We start from the raw sequence: 18,289 nt of genomic DNA, 5'->3' as shown, positions 1-18,289 counted from the left end.
GCACAAGATACACCGCCAGTTTTGGAATGTTTCATTGGTCCAGTTGGTGAAGGGCTCACGAAAGAGCGGCGCGACCCGTCGCATCTACCTTTCCTTGCGCGAGCAGATTAAGTCCGGCGTTTATGATGCGGGTGGGAGATTGCCCTCGAGCCGCGCGCTTGCGGAGGAACTCGGCGTATCCAGGACCACGGTGACGGCCGCCTATGACCAGTTGATCTCCGAGGGCTACATTCAGGTGCGGCAGGGCGCCAAGCCGACAGTCACGTCCGAAGGACGACACCCGTATACCAGACCGGTATCGCAGGCACAGGAATCCACTCCCCAGCTGTCCGCCTATGCCGCGCGTGCAATGGCATTGCCGAAGAACATCAGCGCGGAACAGGCAGTGCTTCGATACGATTTCCGGTACGGCGACATCGCTTCGTCGGACTTTCCCAAGCTCACCTGGCGGCGCGCGCTGAGCGCGGCGGTCCTAGCGCACCGGGAACGCCTTGGCTATCAGCATCCAGCCGGCAATCTGGCACTTCGCCGTGTCCTGCAAGGCTACCTCTGGCGAGCCCGTGGCATCGAATGCGACGTCGCCCAGATCATCATTGTCAGCGGCTCCCAGCAGGCGCTGGACCTGTGCGCGCGGGCGCTTGTTGATCCGGGAGGCCGGGTTGTGCTCGAGGAGCCCTGCTATGCGATGGCCCGCAACGTCATGCTTGCTACAGGAGCAATACCCTTGGCCATCCCGTGCGACAAGGATGGAATGGACACCTCCCGGCTTCCCGATCCCAGGGATGTTGCCCTGGCATTTGTGACGCCCAGCCATCAGTTTCCGCTGGGCGGCGTCCTGCCGTTCGGCCGTCGCAAGGCCCTGATCGAATGGGCGATCGCCGGGAACAGCTACATCATCGAAGACGACTACGACGGGGAGTACCGGTATGACGTACGCCCAATTCCACCACTGTGGGTGACCGGTCAAGGTCGGGTCATCTATGTCGGCACCGTATCCAAGACGCTGTCGCCAACGCTCCGCCTTGGTTACATGGTTGTACCCGGCACGCTTGTGGAGGCCTTTGTCCGATGCAAGCAGATCGCCGATCGACACAGCTCGAGCTTCGAGCAAGAGGCGCTCGCTTCAATGATCGAAACGGGCGCATATGAAAGCCACGTTCGAAGGATGCGGCGACTGAATGCCGACAGGCGTGCGGTGTTCCTGAACGCAATGGCTGAAGCGTTTGGCGATGAGGTCGACATCGTTGGAACGTCGGCTGGCCTCCATGTTGTCGTGTGGTTCAACCACCTCACCGCCGGCGATGAAGAGCGTTTCGCCGACTGCGCGAGGCAGGATGGTGTGGGCATCTATCCAATCTCGCGTCTGTTCGCGGTCCCGACAGATCAACGTGCGGGGTTCATCTTCGGATACGCCTCCATGCCCGTTGCGCTGATTGGAAAGGGCATAGATGACCTGGTGCAGGTCTATCGATCCAAATTCCGGTCGGCATGACCGGGGTTTCGACTGTCCGAAGTCTTTGGGGGCATTCGAACACCCGCGTTGGAAACGGCGCGGGCACTCATGTCAACGGCTGGCATTCACCGCTTGCAACGGATCCGCATGGACACGCAGCGGCGCCTCCTGCGGGAACAGATGCAGCAGGCCTGAATCGACGCGCCGGCGCAGATGCGCGTCCACTTCGGCCCGATCCTTGCAGCCATGAAACCTGCCGCCGCAATGGTCGCGCAGGCGCACGAGATCGGCCATGACAGGCGACATCGGCAGGCCGGCAGCGTCGAGCAGGCTTGCACTGAGAAAGCCGATGTCGAGCGGCGCCAGGTCAGGCATCGGATGGCGCAGCTTATGGTTGAAGGTGGTGAGCGTGTAGAAGGTGCGATAGGCAAGCGAGCCGGGTGTTGCCAATGCCTCGTCACCGGCGACGGCGTCGACGAACGGTTTTGTCGCCGACGATTGGTGATCGCCGAATTCGAGCACGACGGCGCCGCGCGAGCCGGCATCCGCTTGCCTGTTGTCGAGGAAATCCTGGAAATCGCCGCGCGCCACCGCCATCCGGCGCAGATATTCATTGGCCTGGAAATCACCCGAGAAAGGCTCGCCCTCGACCTTCAGGTCGGGCTCCATCCGCCCCTCATAGGGTGAGTGCGGGAACATGGTCTGGATCTCAAGGAACAGCGGCGGCCATCCTCCTTGCGGTGCCTGGCGATGAATACCTCGGCTGCGTGATAGTAGAAGTTGTCGCGCAGGTGATAGAAGGGCGCGGCGATGTCCTTGATGTCGAGCACGGTCTCGACGCCGATCGACTTCAGGAACGGGCCTTCATTGACGAACGAAAAGTCCATCGGCGTCATCACGACAGTTCGATAACCGCAGCGCGCCAGCACCTCCGGTAGAGCTCCGGCGACTTTGTCCTGCAGGGTGATCGTCAGATAGGGGCTTCGCCAGCCGAAATCGGTGGCCGACAGGCCGGTCATCAGCGACAGATTGGTGATCCAGGTGCCGCCGCCAAACGTCTCGACCTGCATCGGATGCGACGTGCCGGCCCCCGGTGCGAATCCCTGCAGGAAGCCGACGCCATTGCGCACTTGGGGAAAATAGCCGGGATCGGACTGGCTTTCGCTGAGCACGAAGAAGACATCGGGAAGGTTCGTGCGGTCGCCGCAATCGACCGTGTCGGCAAAAGGCGGCTGCGGCGCGACGGCCTGCAGCCGCTTCTCGAAGGCCGGCTCGACGACCAAATTGCGCAGATCCAGCAGCGAGACGAAGAAGGCCGACATATGCCGGCCTTGCATGTAGTAGAAATAGCGGTCCTTCGATGCCTCGGCCGGAAAGGTCAGCGGAACCAGAACGACGAGCACCGCCATGATCAGGACGCGTGCCAACACAGGCCAGCCAATTTTTCGATCGATCCGGAACAGGAGGATCGCCGCCGCGATGCCGAGCACCAAGGCAATGACGACCGGCGCGATCAGATGGAGGTAGGAGCCGAGCAGGAAGCGATACACTTCCGGATCCCTCGACACGAAGACCGCGTCGTAGAAATGCAGCGAAAACCCCTTCATCCTGAATTTGATCGCTGACACCACGGTGACGAAGGCAATGCTCATCCAGGCGAGATAGACGGAAAAGGCGAGGCGCCCCGTAGCCAGGAACAGAAGTCCGGCGAGGGCTGCCACAAGCGCCAGCGAGAACGGCACCGACAGCCATTCGTGCTCGGCCTGTCCGGCGGCGAAAACGCCGGCAAGGCCGACCACGGCCAGCGTCAGCGGATGGCAGAGCACCCGCCCAAGGATTCGAAGCTGAATCGCAGATTTTCCCATGAACATGCCTGAGCATAGTTTCGGGAAACTCTTCGATTATTTGCACGGCAAGAACAAATGTATAGTGAATTTAACCTTAACTGTGGGCTGGTCCGGTGCGCGTCAGCGCTCACGCGGGGCCAGCCTGAAAGTGCCTGGCCCCGCGGCGCTATGATCAGTAATGGTGCCAGTGGCGCCAGTGATGATGCGGGTGCCAGACGTAGACCGAAGCGTGCCAGTAGTGGTAGCGCGGGCGCACGATGACGACGCCATTCGGCACGCAGCGGCCCCAGCGGTTCGGGTGCCAGCCAATGCCGCAGCCCCAGCGGACATGCTCGACCAGTGCCGGGGCGGCCGGCTGCGTAACGGACACGATGGGCATTGCGCTGGACGCGGTGGCTGTCACGACCGTTCCGCTGAGGGCCAGCATAGCGGCTGCTGCATAGTTTTTCAGGCGACTCATAATTGGACTCCGAGTGCTTTCGAGTTTGAAGATTGGCCGCCCGCATGGTGCGATCGGGGCAGGCCTGTCCCTTCTCTTCGTTAAACGGCGTCTCCGACCTTTTCCGTCGGTCGTCACGGCGATTTTTTTGGCGCAACAGCGGCGCGGCGTTCCATATGGCGCAGCAATGCCTGTGCCAGCACGCTCCGGTTTTCGGGTGATGCGTTCGCCGCAAAATCGACAATGGCCTGTTCAAGCCGCGCGCGCACCGTCACATCGGCATTGCGTGCCCGCTCCAGGGCAGCCGACAATGCTGCCTTGTCCATGACAGGTTGCTGCAACAGGTCCGCCGCCTCCTGCCTGGCCTGCTGGCCATCGAGAATGTTCTGCCGGGCCTCCACGCGAACCTGGCGCAGCGCCTGGCGGAACGCCTGGCGGTCCTGGTTGGGAAGCTGTCGGCCAGCCGATTCCAGCGAGACACCCGCGCCGGCTTTGGCATTTCTCAGCCAGACCGCACCACCGACAAATGCGCCTGCAAGAAAGACGTTCAGCACCACGGAAGCAATGACCAGACCTCGGATCCAACGCGGGCTCATAGGTTTTCCTCACCGTTCTCGGCATCCGGGTCGGCGTCGCCAAACGCCGTCACATTGGCATCCAGCACATAGTGGTCCGGCTGGACCTCGGGCGTGACGACGGTCACCAGGGCCAGTCCTGCCACGGCGCCGGCCAGACCAATTCCGGCAAGTCCCAGCCCCAGCCACCAGAACTGCTGACGCCGGCGCTGGACGAGATGCCGGCCGGCGGCCTGCAGGATGCTGCCGTGCAGGGCTTGGCCGGGAGCGTCGACGCGGTAGCTGCCAAGCAGGACGTCCAGGGTCCCGGCTTGCTTCAAAATGGCCTTGCCCGCTTTGCTTGCGGCAAACGCCGTGCCGGCTATCCGCTCAGCCTCGGGCCATCGCCGCAGTTCACCGCCATAGGCCGCCGCCAGGGCGGCAAAGCGCTTGGCATCCATTGCCGGTTCGTTCCTGGACCCTTCAGCCATGTGTCTTTCCCTTGCCCGTCAGCACCGCGTGCCCGCGCGGTGTCGGAACGACAACAACCCACCACCAGGCAGCGCCTGCAAGGCGCGATGGCCGTTGTGCATTGGTGCCGGCCCGGTTCTCACTCATCGGCGCCATCCCTGGTCAGGATCGTCTGCAGCGACCGCCGGCCGCGCGCAAGCAGACTTTCTAGGGCATCGACGCTGATCTCCAGGGTCGCAGCCGCCTCGATGTTGGACATCTCCTGATAGTAGACCAGGATAATCGCTTCGCGCTGACGCGGCGCGATGCGTTGCAGCGCCTGTTCGACCCGATGAGCTTCTTCCCCGGGATGAGCATCGGGAAGCGGCGCAGGATCGGCGACGTCCGGCACCTCGTCGGTCACCCATTCGCGGCGCCGGCGCAGCCGGTCGTAGCACAGGTTCAGCGTCACCCGGTGGATCCAGCTGTCGAAGCGCGCATTGCCGCGCCGCCAACTCGAGGCATGGCGCCATATCCGCACGAAGGTTTCCTGCGCGACATCCTCGGCCTCTGCCGCATCGCCGAGCATGCGCGCGGCAAGCGCCAGGATGCGCGGCAGCTTGCGCGCGACCAGGGCTTGCACGGCTGCCGGATCGCCGGCGCCGACATGGCGAACCAGCTCCTCGTCCGGATCCGCAACCATTAGTCGGCGCACTCCCAATGTCCATCGCGCGTCATTGCCTCTTGGTCATTGCTCCTGCTTGGGAGCGGTTTTGTGGCCCGGCAGCTCGTCGGCCGTCAGAATGCCGTCGGCATTCTTGTCCAGCCGGGCAAAGCGCTTGGCGAAGAATGCATCGAGTTCGGCTCGATCGATGAAGCCGTCATGGTTGGAATCGAGACGGGCAAAGGATATGGCAAGGTCGCCCTTGACGTTGCGTTTGGCCTGCACGGCGGTCCACTCCAGCAGGCTGATCTTGCCGTCGCCGTCCGTGTCGGCCGCCATGATCGCCTTTTCGCGCCGCTTCTGGAACTTGGCCAGCGTGACGTCGGGCCTGGCCTCCGAGGCGCTGGGTGCGGCAGCCGGCGCGGAGGTCGGCGGTGCAGGGGGCGGTGGTGTTGTCTGGGCGAGAGCCGCAACGGTCTGCAAACTCAGGGCAACGACTGACATAAAACGGCTGATCATGCTATGCGTCTCCGGGTTGGCGCGCTGCAGACAGCCCTTGCCGTCATCACGCTTCAACCGTTAAACGCGGCGACCCGGAAAATCCGTCGGTCGCGTGCTGATCCGTTCACGCTCGAACAAACAATTGAGCCGTCCCGATTCCATGGGACCGATTCCATACGGAAGGAATTGGCTCTAGTCCGACTGTTCGGCCGCAATCAGTTGTTCAGACTTGAACCCGGCATGTTGCGGGGTCCACACTTCGCCCTCGCGATTGAACCAGTGGCACATATACATGCCCGAGGCCGCGCCATCGCTGACCGTCATCCTGGGGCCTCCAGATTTCAGCTTGACGACGTCTCCGGTCTTGAAAATGTTGGGCATTTTTTGACCTCCCATGCTGAGGCCACGAGTTTCACATCAAACCGGGGTCTCGACAATGGCAGATGTGCTTCGCCGGCGTCGCAAATCCCTTGCTCCAGCAGCTCGACGACGGCCAGGATGTCGTGAGCACGATCGGATGCGAAGGCGATGCATCGCGGGTGAGGTCGAGAGGGTCGCCGATCGTTCTGGTCGGCATGGTTCGCGGTGTTTCTATCGATCTGCCCGGCCTTAACCTTTCCGTAAAGATTTGGCCGTTACTTGGACAGTGATGGCCTCGTGGCGGAGCGGCTACGCTGGAGACTGCAAATCTCTGAAGCCTCGGTTCGATCCCGAGGCGAGGCCTCCACTTCACTTCCCTATCCGACAAGGTATCGGCGGAGATAGCCGACGGAAGCAACGGGCTTGGTCCAGTGATGGCGCCATTGGTTGTTTTCTTGGGAAAATGGTGCCGCTTGCGTGACTCGAACACGCGACCCCCGCATTACGAATGCGGTGCTCTACCAACTGAGCTAAAGCGGCCCGGGAGGGCCAAGGCCTCCAAGATGCGGGGGTGATAGACGCAACCGGCCGCGAATTCAAGATGGGACTTGGCAATTCCTCATGCCGTTGTCGAAAGCCGGCCACCGCGTTGTTCGCCAATCGTCGCGAAGTCACGCTGCGCACGGTGCGCGCGCTTCCGGAGTGTGAAAATCGATGAAACGTGCTGATTTCGTTGCCGGAACAGCGCCGCAATGGACTTTGCACACCTCTCCAAGGCAGAATGCGCTGCTCGCCCGTTGATTGATTGGCCGCCTGCGGCTAACGATCACGGCAAGGTTGGCGAACGGACAGAGGGACCCGCTTGGACGCGATCGAAAAAGCGATCCGGAACGCCTTGGAGAAAGGCAATGCCGAGGACCGCGCGTTCCGCGAAAGGGTCTATCGCGCGGCTTTTGCCGCGCTTGACCGCGCGCTAAAGGCCAATCCGGACGTAACCGTGGAGCTCGCCATAAAGCGCCGCAAGGCGATCCAGGCGAAAATCACCGAAATCGAATCCGAGTTCCTGCCGGCGGTGTCGGATGTCGGCCCGCAGGGCGATGCACCGGCGGTCGAGCTTGGGGCTAACTCCGCTCCCGCGGTCGAAACGGGCCAACAGACACCGTCACCCGCTGTCGTCGTCGATGGGCCTGCGCAATCCGCCTCAGATGCGCCGCGCTCTGCCTCAGAGGCGCCGCGCTCGCGCGTGCTGCCGGTGGTTCCCGACATCATGCCGGACGCTGCCCTTCCCGACGCTCCGTCCATCGATATGTCGGCTCCGGCCTCGGCCGACGCGGCGACGGAAGTGGCGCCCGATCGCGATGAACGGCGCATAAGAGGGCGTCGCCTGCCGCTGACCGCCATCTTCCTGACCGTGACGCTGCTTGCCGCTGTTGGCATTGGCCTGTTTTTCGCCGTGCAGACCGGCGTGTTCAAGACGTCGGCGCAACTCGATACCGCCCCGCCGCAAGCGCCGCCGACCGTCGACGACGACGATTTCACACCGGCCGATGGCGGCCTGGCAAAACCCGGTGCCGCGGACCAGACGCGCGACTGGATCAACGTGTTTTCGCCGACCGATGCGTCGCATGTCAGCGCCCCGTCGGACGCCAAGGCCGAGGTGATGAAGGACGATACCGGTTCGTTCCTGCGCATCCGTTCCGGCGCCTCCGGTTCGGCGATCAGCTTCGATGTCGGGCAGGGCGTTCTGGAGAAGCTCGCCGGCAAACATGCCGTGTTCGATATCATCGCCCGCTCGGAGGAAGGCAAGGAGACGCAGATTTCCGTCGATTGCAATTTTGGCGAACTCGGCGACTGCGGCCGCAAGCGCTACGCTGTCGGCCAGCAGCAGAACGAATATCTGTTCGACGTGCAGTTTCCCGACAAGCGTCCCGGCTCTGCGGGCACCATCGCCATCAATTCCGACTTCGACAAGCAGGGCAAGGCCGCCGACATTTACGAAATCCGTGTTTCGGTCGAGCCGTAAAGCATCAGGCGATGAAAGGGCGAGTTAGCGATCGAGCAATGCCTGCAGCGTCTCGATACGATCGGCCTCGTTGGCCGGCTTGTCCCAGCGCAGCCGTGAAATACGGGGAAAGCGCATGGCGACGCCGGATTTGTGCCGGGTCGAGCGGTTGAGCCCCTCGAACGCGACTTCCAGCACAAGGCCGTTGTCACGGTCGGCCCGCACCGAGCGCACCGGGCCGAAACGCTCGACCGTGTTGTCGCGGACATATTTGTCGATCTGCCTCAACTCCTCGTCGGTGAAGCCGAAATAGGCCTTGCCGACCGGCACCAGCTCCTCCTCGCCTTCGGCACCTGACCAGACACCGAACGTATAATCCGAATAGAAGCTCGAGCGCTTGCCATGACCGCGTTGCGCATACATCAGCACCGCGTCCACAGTGTGCGGATCGCGCTTCCACTTGAACCAGGGGCCTTTCGGCCGTCCGGCGACATAGGCTGAGTCCCAGCGCTTCAGCATGACGCCTTCGATGATTGGATGCAGCGGTACCCGCCGCATTTCTTCCAGCGCATGCCAGTCTGAGAATTCGACGAACGGCGACAGATCGAACCGGCTTGGGTCGAGCGTTTTCACGAAGTTTTCGAGGCGGCCGCGGCGCTCGCGAAATGGCAGCGCGCGCAAATCCTCGTCGCCGATCTGCAGCACATCATAGCAGCGCATGAAGGCCGGGTATTGCTGCTGCATCTTCGTGGTTACCGTCTTGCGGTTCAGCCGCTGCTGCAGATCCGAGAAGGTCCCTGTCGCCTCTCGGGGATCGCCGACTAGCAGTTCGCCGTCGAGCGTCGCGGAAAAATGCATGGCGTCGGCAAGATCCGGAAAAGCGCCCGAAACATCGTCTCCAGTGCGCGAATAGAGCCGGCGGATGCCGCCTTCGGCCACCGCCTGGACGCGGATGCCGTCCCATTTCCACTCGGCCGCATAATCCGCCGGATCGAGCTTTTCGAGATCGCCGTCACCAACCGGGTTCGACAGCATTACCGGGCGAAACAACGCCATCGCCGTTTTCCGGGGCTTTTCGGCCTTGCCTTCCAGCCATGCGAATAGTGCTGTGTAGGGCGGCGACAGCCCGTGCCAAAGCTCTTCGATCTCGGTGACATCGACCTTGCCGAAATCCGCCAGCGCCTGTTTGGCCAGCCGCGCCGACACGCCGATGCGCAGGCCGCCGGTGACCAGCTTGATGATGGCGAAGCGGGCCGAGATGCCGGCGCTATCGAGCAGCCCTGCCAGCACCTTCGGTCCGTCGGAACGGCTTGCCGCCTGCAGTTTGGCGACGACCTCGCCAAGCGTCGGCTCGCGGTTCGGGATGTTTCCGGGCGTCTGCGGCCAGACCAGCGAGACCGTTTCGGCAAGATCGCCGACATAGTCGTAGGAATAGCCGAACAGCACCGGATCCATGCGCTCGGTGACCAGTGTGCGCAGCATCGCCGGCTTGACCGCGGCGATGTGGAGATCGCCGGTGATGGCCGCCAGCGCCAAACCGCGATCGGGATCCTCCACGGTGCGGAAATAGTCGGCCAGCAAGGTCAGCTTGCCGTTGCGCGACGGCGTTAGCACCAGTCGATCGAGAAGTTCGGCGAAGCGGTTCATGCCATCAATCGCCCTCGTCCTCGTACCCCACCAGGTGCAGTGGCCGGGCGGCGATGCCTTCGAGTTCGCACCAGCGTACCAGCGCTTCCTCGCGGCCATGCGTCACCCAGATTTCCTCAGCGCCGGTTTGCTTGATGGTGGCGGTCAGTTCGTCCCAGTCGGCATGGTCGGAGATGATTAGCGGCAGTTCGACGCCGCCTTGCTTGGCACGCTGGCGAATGCGCATCCAGCCCGAGGCAAAGCACGAGATCGGATCGGGAAAGCGCCGTGCCCAGCGGTCGGCGAAGGCCGATGGCGGGCCGACGACGATGGCGCCACTGAAATCATCCTTGCCGCCACTTTCGACGGTTGCCGGCTCCAACTGCCCGAGGTCGATGCCCTGGCTCTGATAGTATTCGCTGAGTTTGGCCAGTGCGCCATGGATGTAGAGCGGCCGGTCGTAGCCGGCGTCGCGCAACAGCCGCATCACCCGCTGCGCCTTGCCCAGCGCATAGGCGCCGACCAGATGCGAGCGTTCGGGAAACTGTGCCGCCGATTTCAGCAGGCGAGCGATCTCCTCGGTGTCGGGTGGATGACGGAACACCGGCAGCCCGAAGGTCGCTTCGGTGATGAACACATCGCACTGGATCGGCTCGAACGGCGCGCAGGTTGCGTCCCTCTGCCGCTTGTAGTCGCCGGAGGCGACGATGCGCATGCCCTGATGCTCGACTGATATCTGCGCCGAGCCCAGCACATGGCCGGCTGGATGGAAGCTGACGCTGACGCCGTTGAGGTCAATCGTCTCGCCGAGCCGGGTTGCTTGCGTCGCTCCCGCAAAATCCTCGCCATAGCGCAGGCCCATGATGTCGATCGTCTGCTGCGTCGCCAGCACGGAGCGGTGGCCGGAACGCGCATGGTCGGAATGGCCATGCGTGATCAGCGCGCGGTTGATCGGCCGCACCGGGTCGATGAAGAAATCACCCGGCGGGCAATAAAGGCCCTCGGGCCGGGGATGGAGCAGGTCGCTGGCGCGCATGATTCCCAAGATAGGATATAATTCCGCTGCGGGAAGCCTGTTGTAAGTGACTGCTGACTCCCGCATACAGCACCGCCGGCTCGATCCGCCGGCAGGACCCATCGCCATGAAACCGCTTCAGGCCTCGTCCGGCGATTTGAACGCCGATCGCCGTGCCGATTATGCCGAGATGCTTCATGCGGATGGCGATCATGCGGCAGCGGCGGAATTGCTGCTCGGTGCGCTGGAAATGACACCACAATGGGCGATGGGCTGGTTTCGCCTCGGCGAGATGCAGCAGGCGGCGGGCGCGCCGGATCTGGCAGCACGGGCCTGGACGATGTCGCTGCAGCTCGATCCATCGGATCGTCAAGGCGCCGCACTGAATCTGCAACTGATCGGCAAGGCGCCGGTGGTCGACGCGCTCTCCAGCGCCTTCGTCGAGACCTTGTTCGACCACTATGCCGAGAGCTTCGATGAATCGCTGGTCGGCAGACTGGGCTACCGGCTGCCTGAGATGCTCGATCAAGCCGTTCGAACGGCAAGGCCGGGCCGTTTCCCGCTGGCGCTCGATCTCGGCTGCGGCACCGGCCTGATGGGGCAGAGGCTGCGGCCGATCGTCGATCGGCTGGAGGGGTATGACATTTCGGCCAAGATGCTGAGAAGGGCGCGGGCCAAGGGCGACTATGATTTCCTCGATAAGGCCGATCTGCGTGATTTTGTCCATGCCGGTCCGAAAGCCGATCTTGTGGCGGTGGCCGATGTCTTCATCTATGTCGGCGCGCTGGACAGCGTGGTGAGGACGATTGCCGGCTTGCTGGCTAGCGATGGCCTGTTCGCGTTTTCCGTCGAGAGGTTGGTCGGCAATGGCTATTTTGTCTTGCAGCCATCGCGACGCTACGCGCATGCGGAACACTATGTGCGCGACGTCCTGGCCGCCAACGGATTTTCGGTCCTGTCGCTGGAAACGACCGTGATCCGGCTGGACCGGCGGGAACCGGTCAGAGGGCTGGTCGTTGTGGCGGGCAAGCTGCCGGCGGCTTGAGGCTGCAATCTCTCGTCGGCCTTACAGACATCCGTGCTGCGAAAAAGTCCGATTTGCATGCGCGACTGATATTTGCGATCTGGTCGCATCAAGGCGGGATATCAGGAGGAGCATAGTCGATGCGCTGCAACATGATTGTCTTGGCATCTTGCCTGCTGACCGCTGGCTGCGTTGGCGGCAATTCGATGTCGGAACGGCAGGACGCCAACATCCAGTCCTCCCTGCAGTATGACAGCGTGCCGTGCGACCAACTGCTGGCGCAGCGCAACGGACTGGCGCAGCAATACAATCTTCCAACGAAAGCCAAACCGACCTTCTCCAATCCGGCGATGGGCTTTGGCCCGTTCACGCCGGACATGCGCTCCAAGGCCAAGCGCGATACGGATCAGGCGACCGGCCAGATCGATGCCATGAACCGGTCGATCGATCGCCGCGAATGCGGCCAGCCGGACAAGCAGAAGAAGCTCGCTCTGCCTGGTTAATACCCCGCCTTACGGTCCACCAGATTGTCGAGCTTTTCGCCGCGCTCGAAAGCGTCCATTTGGCGCAGCATGATTGGCGCCAAATGGACAGGATCGGAGGTCGCCGCCGCGTGCGGCGTCACGAACACTTTTGGATGTCGCCACAGCGGGCTGGTCTTCGGCAGCGGTTCGACCTCGAACACGTCAAGGCTCGCCTCCTTCAGCGTGCCGTCATCCAGCGCCCGTAAAATGTCGGCGTCCTTCTGCAGGCGGCCGCGTCCGGCATTGATCAGCACCGAACCGCCGAGGCCGTTACGCTTCCTCAATTCCTTCAGCACGCCATAGTTGATGATACCCTTGGTGTCCGGCGTCAGCGGCAAAAGCACGACCAGAATATCGGTCGCCTTGAGGAAGGGGATCAGTCCGGCCTCGCCGGAATAGGTCGCGACGCCTTCCATGGCCTTGTCGCTGCGCGACCAGCCGTTGACGGCAAAGCCGAGCGACAAAAGCACCGAGGCCGCGGCGCGGCCGAGACTGCCGAGGCCCATGATGCCGACCGAAATGTCACCGGCCGGCCTCTGCTGCGGCTCGTGCCAGATCTTCTTCAGCTGCTGCGACCGGTAGAGCAGGCCCTGGCGATGATGGTCGAGCACCCGCCAGACGACATATTCGGTCATGTATTGGGTGAGGTTGTCGGCGACGACCTTGACGATCGGCACCTCGGGCAGGCCGGGGTCGGCGAAGATATGGTCGACACCGGCGCCGATCGAGAAGATGGCGCGCAGATTGGGCAGCGACGCCAGGATGTTCGGCTTCTGCTTCCACACCACGGCATAGGTGATCGACGGGTCGCTGGCGCCGTCCGGCTCCAGCACCACCTCGCGTTCTGCCGACAAAAGGTCGCGCCAGCGCTGCGGGTGAAAGCCGGTGACCGAAAGCAGGATGCGGCCTTTTTCCATTGCGGTCTTTTAGTCCCTTTTTACGCCAGCGGTTCATAGTTTCACGGAAACGCCGAACCGCTCTCTCTGTTTGTTTTGGCGCAATTCCGGACAGAAAACCGTTTCACACTTTTCCTGGAATTGCTCTAAGTCACTCGCTGACGATGCCAACCGGCGCCGTCTCGATCTTGAAGGCGGCCGAGATCAGTGCCCGAGTATAGTCGGTTTGCGGATTTTCAAAAATCTGCTGGGAAGGACCGGCTTCGACGATCCTGCCATTGCGCATGACGATGACGTCGTTGGCGAGCGCGCGGATGACCTTCAAATCGTGGCTGATGAAGAGATAGGCCAGGTCGTGTTTGGCCTGCAGGCTGCGCAACAGGTCGACGACCTGCGCCTGCACGCTCATGTCGAGCGCCGATGTCGGCTCGTCCAGCATGACGAAGCGCGGATTGAGCACCATGGCGCGCGCGATGGCTACCCGCTGGCGCTGGCCGCCGGAAAACTCGTGCGGGTAGCGGTTGCGCGTCGCCGGATCGAGGCCGACTTCCTTCAGCACGGCGGCCACCTTGTCGTCGCGCTGGTCCGGCGACAGCTTCGGCTCGTGGATCTTCAGGCCTTCCTCGATGATCTCGGCGATCGACATGCGCGGGCTGAGCGAGCCGAACGGATCCTGGAAGACGATCTGCAATTCGCGCCTGAGCGGCCGCATGGCGTTAAAGGTCAGCTGGTTGATGTCGCGACCGTTGAACTGGATGGTCCCGGTCGACGAGATCATGCGTGCCAGCGCCAGGCCGAGCGTCGTCTTGCCCGAACCGGATTCGCCGACCACGCCCAGCGTCTGGCCGGCGCGCACGGTGACATCGATGCCGTCGACCGCCTTCACATTGTCGACGGTACGGCGGAAAAAGCCCTGCTTGATCGGGAACCAGACCTTTATGTCCTTGCCGGTCATGACAGGTTTGGCCGCGGCATTGGCGGCCGGCGGCTTGCCCTTCGGCTCGGCCGCCAGCAGATGCCTTGTATAGGCATGCTGCGGATTGGCGAAAATCTCCTTGGTCGGCCCGGTTTCGACGATCTTGCCCTTGGTCATCACGCAGACGCGGTCGGCAATCTTGCGCACAATGCCGAGGTCGTGGGTGATGAACAGCATCGACATGCCCTTGCGGCTCTTCAAGCCGGCCAGCAGTTCGAGGATCTGCGCCTGCACGGTGACGTCGAGCGCTGTCGTCGGCTCGTCGGCGATCAGCAATTCGGGCTCGTTGGCCAGCGCCATGGCGATCATGACGCGCTGGCGCTGGCCACCGGACAGCTGGTGCGGATAGGCGTCGAGCCGTTTTTGCGGATCGCGGATGCCGACCTCGTTGAGCAAGGCCAGCGTGCGCGCCTTGGCCGGGCGATCGGCCATGCCCTGATGCAGCTTCAGGATCTCGACGATCTGCTGCTCGATCGTGTGCAGCGGATTGAGCGAGGTCATCGGCTCCTGGAAGATCATCGTAATCTTGTTGCCTCGCACCTGCCGAAGCTGCTTCTCGCTCATCGCAAGCAGGTCCGCGCCCTGGAACAGGATCTTTCCCGAGGGGTGGCTGGCGCTGGGATAGGGCAACAGCTTCAGCACCGAGAGCGCCGAGACCGATTTGCCGGAGCCGGATTCGCCGACCAGCGCCACTGTCTCGCCCTTGGCGATGTCGAACGAGATATGGTCGACCGCCGTCGACGGCTGTCCGCCTTGCGCAAAGGCGACGCTGAGGTCGCGAACGGAGAGCAAGGAAGCAGTCATGTATCAATTTCCGCTATAACTTTATCAAGGGCAGAAATCTCCGGTCGTATGATCGAAATTTGCGCTGTCAATTGGGGAGGGACAAGCCGATTTGGTGCGATGGAATAGGCATCCTTCAATCTGGTATCGGCAGTCAGAAATTGCGTGCATCCGAAATGCATCGCCGTTGAAAGATGAATGGCATCCGGCAGTCTGAGAGAAATGAATTGCGAGCGAAGCTGTGCTGCGTGCCAGAGAACCTCGCGAGTTACCGTCCCAATCGAGACAAAAGCGTTGCCAATCGAAACATTGTCATAGAGCTCGACAAGCGGCTCATTGCTCTTTTTCAGAGGGTCAACCATCAACTCCGCCAGCACGAGTTCGCTTGTCGCGAGGAAAGGCTGCTTTCTGCCCTCGTTCATTGAAATGAGCTGAAGCAGCTTTTTTGCCAGAGCATCGTTATTTTCGAAAGCATAGATGAAAATGTTCGTATCGACGTAAAGCCGGAAGGCGGCCATCAATCCTCCCACTCATCGCGGAGGGCACGAACACGCGCAACAGCCTCGTCGAGACTTGTTCCCGCCGCGTTGGCCTGCGCATTCCGCATAAGTTCAAGCAATTGTTTGCGGCCGAGAGGCTGTTTGGCTTCCTCTTCTATCGTCACCTTAACCGAGGCGCTCAAAGCTATACCCTCTCGCAGTTCATCCGGGAGTTTGGATGCGGGGTAGTGCTCAAGGATGACCTTATTCACACCTCTGTCCTTCCGTTGGTTCGATATGAGGATCTGCCGATTCTGATCCGTCATTGACCATGGCCATCAGTCATCTCGGCAATTAATGCAGACGCTCATTTTCGTTCGAGCTGCCTCACTGAGAATATATCATGCCGAATGCCGATCCGCATCGTTGTCATCTGAACGTCTTGCGCGGATCGAAGGCATCGCGCGTCGCCTCGCCGACGAAGACCAGCAACGACAGCATCAGCGAGATGACGATGAAGCCGGAAATGCCGAGCCACGGCGCGTTGAGGTTGCGCTGCGCCTGCTTGAGCAGTTCGCCGAGCGAAGCGGAGCCGGGCGGCAGGCCAAAGCCGAGATAGTCGAGCGAGGTCAGCGTCGAGATCGAGCCTGAGAGCAGGAAGGGCATGAAGGTCAAAGTCGCCACCATGGCGTTGGGCAACAGGTGCCGGAACATGATGGTGCGGTTGGGCACGCCGAGTGCACGGGCCGCGTTGACATATTCGAAATTGCGGGCGCGCAGGAACTCGGCCCGAACCACGCCGACCAGCGCCACCCAGGAGAACAAGAGCATCAGGCCGAGCAGGATGAAGAAGCCCGGCGGCAGGATGGCGGCGACGATGAGCAGTAGATAGAGCACCGGGATCGCCGACCAGATTTCGATGAAACGCTGGAACAAGAGATCCGTCCAGCCGCCGAAATAGCCTTGCACGGCGCCCGCCGCGACGCCGATCAAGGCCGAGCCGGCAGTCAGGATCAGGCCGAACAGCACCGAAATGCGGAAGCCGTAGATGACACGCGCCAGCACGTCGCGGGCCTGGTCGTCGGTGCCGAGCCAGTTCCAGTTGCCAACGATGCAGGCAGGGTCGGCCGCACCTTGCGGATACTGGTTGCAGCGCGTCTTGGCGTCATATTGCCAGGACGGCTTGGCCGGTGCGGCCTCCGGAATGGCATTGTTGACCGTCTGATAGGAGTAGCGCACCGGCGGCCAGATCATCCAGCCATTGGCGTTGATCTCGTCCTGGATGACCGGGTCGCGATAGTCGGTGACGGCATAGAAGCCGCCGAATTTTTCCTCGGGATAGGCGACCAGCACCGGAAACAGGATTTCGCCCTTGTATGAGGCAATGATCGGCTTGTCGTTGGCGATGAATTCGGAAAACAGCGACAGCACGAACAGGACCAGGAAGATCCACAGCGACCAGTAGCCGCGCCGGTTGGCTTTGAAGTTCTGCAGGCGGCGCTTGTTGAGCGGCGACAGAAACGGCCGGGCGATCCGCTCCGGTGCCGCTTCCGCAGGGACTGTGGCCTCCGACATCAGACGTCTCTCCGCTCGAAATCGATGCGCGGATCGACCCAGGTGTAGAGCAGGTCGGACAGCAGTCCGACAAACAGCCCGAGCAGCGAGAAGATGTAGAGATTGGCGAACACCACGGGATAGTCGCGCTCGACCACCGACCTGAAGCCGAGCAGGCCGAGGCCGTCGAGCGAAAAGATGTTCTCGATCAGCAGCGAGCCGGTGAAGAAGGCCGAGATGAAGGCGCCTGGAAAGCCGGCGATGACGATCAGCATGGCGTTGCGGAAGACGTGGCCATAGAGCACCTGCCGTTCCGACAGGCCCTTGGCCCGCGCCGTCACCACATACTGCTTGCGGATTTCCTCGAGGAAGGAGTTCTTGGTCAACAGCGTCGTGGTGGCGAAGGCCGACAGCACCAGCGCCGTCAGGGGCAAGGTCATGTGCCAGAAATAGTCGATGATCTTGCCCGACCAGGAAAGCTGATCCCAATTGTCCGATGTGAGGCCGCGCAGCGGAAACCAGTCCCAGAAGGACCCGCCGGCAAACAGCACCATCAGCATGATGCCGAACAGGAAGCCCGGAATGGCATAGCCGACGATGACGACGCCACTGGTCCAGACATCGAAGGGGGTGCCGTCCTTGACCGCCTTGCGGATGCCGAGCGGGATCGAGATCAGGTAGGACAGAAGCGTGATCCACAGCCCGATCGAGATCGACACCGGCATTTTTTCCAGGATCAGGTCGAGCACCGAAATGTCGCGGAAATAGCTGTCGCCGAAATCGAACCTGGTATAGTTCCACAGCATCATGCCGAAGCGCTCGAGCGGCGGCTTGTCGAAGCCGAACTGCTTCTCCAGCTTCTTGATGAATTCCGGATCGAGGCCCTGCGCGCCGCGATATTTCGAACTGACATCGCCGGCGGCATCGACGTTCGCGCCGCCGCCTGCGTCGCCACCGCCGCCGCCGAGGCGATCGCTGCCACCCTGATTGGTCAGCCTGGCGATCACCTGCTCGACCGGCCCGCCGGGGGCGAACTGGATGACGGCAAAGGATATCGCCATGATGCCGAACAGCGTCGGGATCATCAAAAGGATGCGGCGCAGGATATAAGCGCCCATCAGGCCTTTTGCCCTGCTTGAGCG

21 protein-coding genes and 2 tRNA genes are annotated in these 18,289 nt (G+C 62.1%); 5 read left to right on the top strand and 18 right to left on the bottom strand.

Annotation, left to right across the window (positions count from 1 at the left end; all coding sequences use genetic code 11):
* Positions 1-34: 34 nt before the first annotated feature.
* The gene (pdxR, locus tag NKI73_RS12280; RefSeq protein ID WP_352629867.1) at positions 35-1,492 is read left to right on the top strand and encodes a MocR-like pyridoxine biosynthesis transcription factor PdxR; all 1,458 of its coding nucleotides are present in this window, start codon (positions 35-37) and stop codon (positions 1,490-1,492) included.
* A 72-nt stretch (positions 1,493-1,564) separates the two neighbouring features.
* Here the strand turns inward: pdxR and NKI73_RS12275 are convergent, their stop codons facing one another.
* The 9 genes from NKI73_RS12275 to NKI73_RS12235 form a co-directional block, all read right to left on the bottom strand.
* Entirely contained in the window at positions 1,565-2,122 is a 558-nt protein-coding gene (locus tag NKI73_RS12275; protein ID WP_352629865.1) for a hypothetical protein, read from the bottom strand.
* Positions 2,107-3,318 (bottom strand): LTA synthase family protein, encoded by a 1,212-nt coding sequence (locus NKI73_RS12270; protein WP_352629863.1) that lies wholly within the window; start codon positions 3,316-3,318, stop codon positions 2,107-2,109. The genes NKI73_RS12275 and NKI73_RS12270 overlap by 16 nt, the downstream gene beginning before the upstream one ends.
* Positions 3,319-3,472: 154 nt before the next feature.
* Positions 3,473-3,760 (bottom strand): GCG_CRPN prefix-to-repeats domain-containing protein, encoded by a 288-nt coding sequence (locus NKI73_RS12265; protein ID WP_352629861.1) that lies wholly within the window; start codon positions 3,758-3,760, stop codon positions 3,473-3,475.
* A 113-nt stretch (positions 3,761-3,873) separates the two neighbouring features.
* Positions 3,874-4,296, bottom strand: coding sequence for a periplasmic heavy metal sensor (locus NKI73_RS12260; protein ID WP_352629859.1), 423 nt, complete (start codon positions 4,294-4,296; stop codon positions 3,874-3,876).
* A gap of 35 nt (positions 4,297-4,331) precedes the next feature.
* A complete protein-coding gene (locus NKI73_RS12255) occupies positions 4,332-4,754 on the bottom strand; it encodes a hypothetical protein (protein WP_352629857.1) in 423 nt (140 codons plus the stop codon).
* A gap of 22 nt (positions 4,755-4,776) precedes the next feature.
* Positions 4,777-4,911 carry a hypothetical protein gene (locus NKI73_RS12250; protein WP_352629854.1) on the bottom strand — a complete coding sequence of 45 codons (135 nt, stop codon included), beginning with the start codon at positions 4,909-4,911 and terminating at the stop codon, positions 4,777-4,779.
* Positions 4,904-5,446 carry an RNA polymerase sigma factor gene (locus tag NKI73_RS12245; protein WP_352629852.1) on the bottom strand — a complete coding sequence of 181 codons (543 nt, stop codon included), beginning with the start codon at positions 5,444-5,446 and terminating at the stop codon, positions 4,904-4,906. The genes NKI73_RS12250 and NKI73_RS12245 overlap by 8 nt, the downstream gene beginning before the upstream one ends.
* Before the next feature lie 45 nt (positions 5,447-5,491).
* Positions 5,492-5,926, bottom strand: a complete 435-nt coding sequence (locus NKI73_RS12240; protein ID WP_352629850.1) for an EF-hand domain-containing protein — start codon at positions 5,924-5,926, stop codon at positions 5,492-5,494.
* A 174-nt stretch (positions 5,927-6,100) separates the two neighbouring features.
* Positions 6,101-6,289, bottom strand: coding sequence for a YodC family protein (locus NKI73_RS12235; protein ID WP_352629848.1), 189 nt, complete (start codon positions 6,287-6,289; stop codon positions 6,101-6,103).
* Between the two features lie 270 nt (positions 6,290-6,559).
* On the opposite strand from NKI73_RS12235, the gene NKI73_RS12230 reads away from it, so the two are divergent.
* Positions 6,560-6,635: transfer RNA gene (locus NKI73_RS12230), tRNA-Cys, on the top strand.
* Positions 6,636-6,732: 97 nt separating this feature from the next.
* Here NKI73_RS12230 and NKI73_RS12225 read toward each other — a convergent pair.
* Positions 6,733-6,808 (bottom strand) — tRNA-Thr (locus tag NKI73_RS12225).
* Between the two features lie 322 nt (positions 6,809-7,130).
* On the opposite strand from NKI73_RS12225, the gene NKI73_RS12220 reads away from it, so the two are divergent.
* A complete protein-coding gene (locus NKI73_RS12220) occupies positions 7,131-8,291 on the top strand; it encodes a hypothetical protein (RefSeq protein ID WP_352629846.1) in 1,161 nt (386 codons plus the stop codon).
* A 24-nt stretch (positions 8,292-8,315) separates the two neighbouring features.
* On the opposite strand, the gene NKI73_RS12215 is transcribed toward NKI73_RS12220, so the two are convergent.
* Positions 8,316-9,917: a cisplatin damage response ATP-dependent DNA ligase gene (locus tag NKI73_RS12215; RefSeq protein WP_352629843.1), complete on the bottom strand. Its 1,602-nt coding sequence runs from the start codon at positions 9,915-9,917 to the stop codon at positions 8,316-8,318.
* A gap of 4 nt (positions 9,918-9,921) precedes the next feature.
* Complete coding sequence (locus NKI73_RS12210; protein WP_352629841.1) at positions 9,922-10,932, bottom strand: ligase-associated DNA damage response exonuclease; 1,011 nt, start codon at positions 10,930-10,932, stop codon at positions 9,922-9,924.
* A gap of 106 nt (positions 10,933-11,038) precedes the next feature.
* Between NKI73_RS12210 and NKI73_RS12205 the strand changes: the two genes are divergently transcribed.
* Together NKI73_RS12205 and NKI73_RS12200 are read left to right on the top strand one after the other, a co-directional pair.
* A complete protein-coding gene (locus NKI73_RS12205; RefSeq protein WP_352629838.1) occupies positions 11,039-11,956 on the top strand; it encodes a class I SAM-dependent DNA methyltransferase in 918 nt (305 codons plus the stop codon).
* Positions 11,957-12,075: 119 nt separating this feature from the next.
* On the top strand, positions 12,076-12,438 hold the full coding sequence (locus tag NKI73_RS12200; protein ID WP_352629837.1) for a hypothetical protein: 363 nt from the start codon (positions 12,076-12,078) through the stop codon (positions 12,436-12,438).
* On the opposite strand, the gene NKI73_RS12195 is transcribed toward NKI73_RS12200, so the two are convergent.
* The 6 genes from NKI73_RS12195 to NKI73_RS12170 form a co-directional block, all read right to left on the bottom strand.
* Positions 12,435-13,376 (bottom strand): 2-hydroxyacid dehydrogenase, encoded by a 942-nt coding sequence (locus NKI73_RS12195; protein ID WP_352629835.1) that lies wholly within the window; start codon positions 13,374-13,376, stop codon positions 12,435-12,437. The two genes, NKI73_RS12200 and NKI73_RS12195, sit on opposite strands and share 4 nt — an antisense overlap.
* Positions 13,377-13,506: 130 nt before the next feature.
* On the bottom strand, positions 13,507-15,135 hold the full coding sequence (locus tag NKI73_RS12190) for an ABC transporter ATP-binding protein (RefSeq protein ID WP_352629833.1): 1,629 nt from the start codon (positions 15,133-15,135) through the stop codon (positions 13,507-13,509).
* Positions 15,132-15,632 carry a type II toxin-antitoxin system VapC family toxin gene (locus NKI73_RS12185; RefSeq protein ID WP_352629832.1) on the bottom strand — a complete coding sequence of 167 codons (501 nt, stop codon included), beginning with the start codon at positions 15,630-15,632 and terminating at the stop codon, positions 15,132-15,134. The genes NKI73_RS12190 and NKI73_RS12185 overlap by 4 nt, the downstream gene beginning before the upstream one ends.
* The gene (locus NKI73_RS12180; RefSeq protein WP_352629830.1) at positions 15,632-15,865 is read right to left on the bottom strand and encodes a hypothetical protein; all 234 of its coding nucleotides are present in this window, start codon (positions 15,863-15,865) and stop codon (positions 15,632-15,634) included. Before NKI73_RS12180 ends, NKI73_RS12185 begins: the two co-directional genes overlap by 1 nt.
* 157 nt (positions 15,866-16,022) lie before the next feature.
* Positions 16,023-17,168, bottom strand: coding sequence for an ABC transporter permease (locus tag NKI73_RS12175; protein ID WP_352629829.1), 1,146 nt, complete (start codon positions 17,166-17,168; stop codon positions 16,023-16,025).
* On the bottom strand, positions 17,168-18,265 hold the full coding sequence (locus tag NKI73_RS12170) for a microcin C ABC transporter permease YejB (protein ID WP_352629828.1): 1,098 nt from the start codon (positions 18,263-18,265) through the stop codon (positions 17,168-17,170). Before NKI73_RS12170 ends, NKI73_RS12175 begins: the two co-directional genes overlap by 1 nt.
* Positions 18,266-18,289 lie beyond the last annotated feature (24 nt).

Source organism: Mesorhizobium sp. M0496, from assembly GCF_040321205.1.
In the GTDB taxonomy this organism is placed as follows: domain Bacteria; phylum Pseudomonadota; class Alphaproteobacteria; order Rhizobiales; family Rhizobiaceae; genus Mesorhizobium.
The sequence above is the reverse complement of the archived record's forward strand: the minus strand, read 5'-3'. Positions and strand labels throughout refer to the sequence as shown.

What these genes read in the sequence shown, in the direction of transcription:
- NKI73_RS12210 (WP_352629841.1), bottom strand. Translation starts at nt 10,932, where the DNA reads ATGCGCGCCAGCGACCTGCTCCATCCCCGGCCCGAGGGCCTTTATTGC.
- NKI73_RS12235 (WP_352629848.1), bottom strand. Translation starts at nt 6,289, where the DNA reads ATGCCCAACATTTTCAAGACCGGAGACGTCGTCAAGCTGAAATCTGGA.
- NKI73_RS12175 (WP_352629829.1), bottom strand. Translation starts at nt 17,168, where the DNA reads ATGTCGGAGGCCACAGTCCCTGCGGAAGCGGCACCGGAGCGGATCGCC.
- NKI73_RS12265 (WP_352629861.1), bottom strand. Translation starts at nt 3,760, where the DNA reads ATGAGTCGCCTGAAAAACTATGCAGCAGCCGCTATGCTGGCCCTCAGC.
- NKI73_RS12215 (WP_352629843.1), bottom strand. Translation starts at nt 9,917, where the DNA reads ATGAACCGCTTCGCCGAACTTCTCGATCGACTGGTGCTAACGCCGTCG.
- NKI73_RS12255 (WP_352629857.1), bottom strand. Translation starts at nt 4,754, where the DNA reads ATGGATGCCAAGCGCTTTGCCGCCCTGGCGGCGGCCTATGGCGGTGAA.
- NKI73_RS12240 (WP_352629850.1), bottom strand. Translation starts at nt 5,926, where the DNA reads ATGATCAGCCGTTTTATGTCAGTCGTTGCCCTGAGTTTGCAGACCGTT.
- NKI73_RS12245 (WP_352629852.1), bottom strand. Translation starts at nt 5,446, where the DNA reads ATGGTTGCGGATCCGGACGAGGAGCTGGTTCGCCATGTCGGCGCCGGC.
- NKI73_RS12200 (WP_352629837.1), top strand. Translation starts at nt 12,076, where the DNA reads ATGCGCTGCAACATGATTGTCTTGGCATCTTGCCTGCTGACCGCTGGC.
- NKI73_RS12195 (WP_352629835.1), bottom strand. Translation starts at nt 13,376, where the DNA reads ATGGAAAAAGGCCGCATCCTGCTTTCGGTCACCGGCTTTCACCCGCAG.
- NKI73_RS12275 (WP_352629865.1), bottom strand. Translation starts at nt 2,122, where the DNA reads ATGGAGCCCGACCTGAAGGTCGAGGGCGAGCCTTTCTCGGGTGATTTC.
- NKI73_RS12185 (WP_352629832.1), bottom strand. Translation starts at nt 15,632, where the DNA reads ATGGCCGCCTTCCGGCTTTACGTCGATACGAACATTTTCATCTATGCT.
- NKI73_RS12205 (WP_352629838.1), top strand. Translation starts at nt 11,039, where the DNA reads ATGAAACCGCTTCAGGCCTCGTCCGGCGATTTGAACGCCGATCGCCGT.
- NKI73_RS12270 (WP_352629863.1), bottom strand. Translation starts at nt 3,318, where the DNA reads ATGGGAAAATCTGCGATTCAGCTTCGAATCCTTGGGCGGGTGCTCTGC.
- NKI73_RS12250 (WP_352629854.1), bottom strand. Translation starts at nt 4,911, where the DNA reads ATGAGTGAGAACCGGGCCGGCACCAATGCACAACGGCCATCGCGCCTT.
- NKI73_RS12170 (WP_352629828.1), bottom strand. Translation starts at nt 18,265, where the DNA reads ATGGGCGCTTATATCCTGCGCCGCATCCTTTTGATGATCCCGACGCTG.
- NKI73_RS12190 (WP_352629833.1), bottom strand. Translation starts at nt 15,135, where the DNA reads ATGACTGCTTCCTTGCTCTCCGTTCGCGACCTCAGCGTCGCCTTTGCG.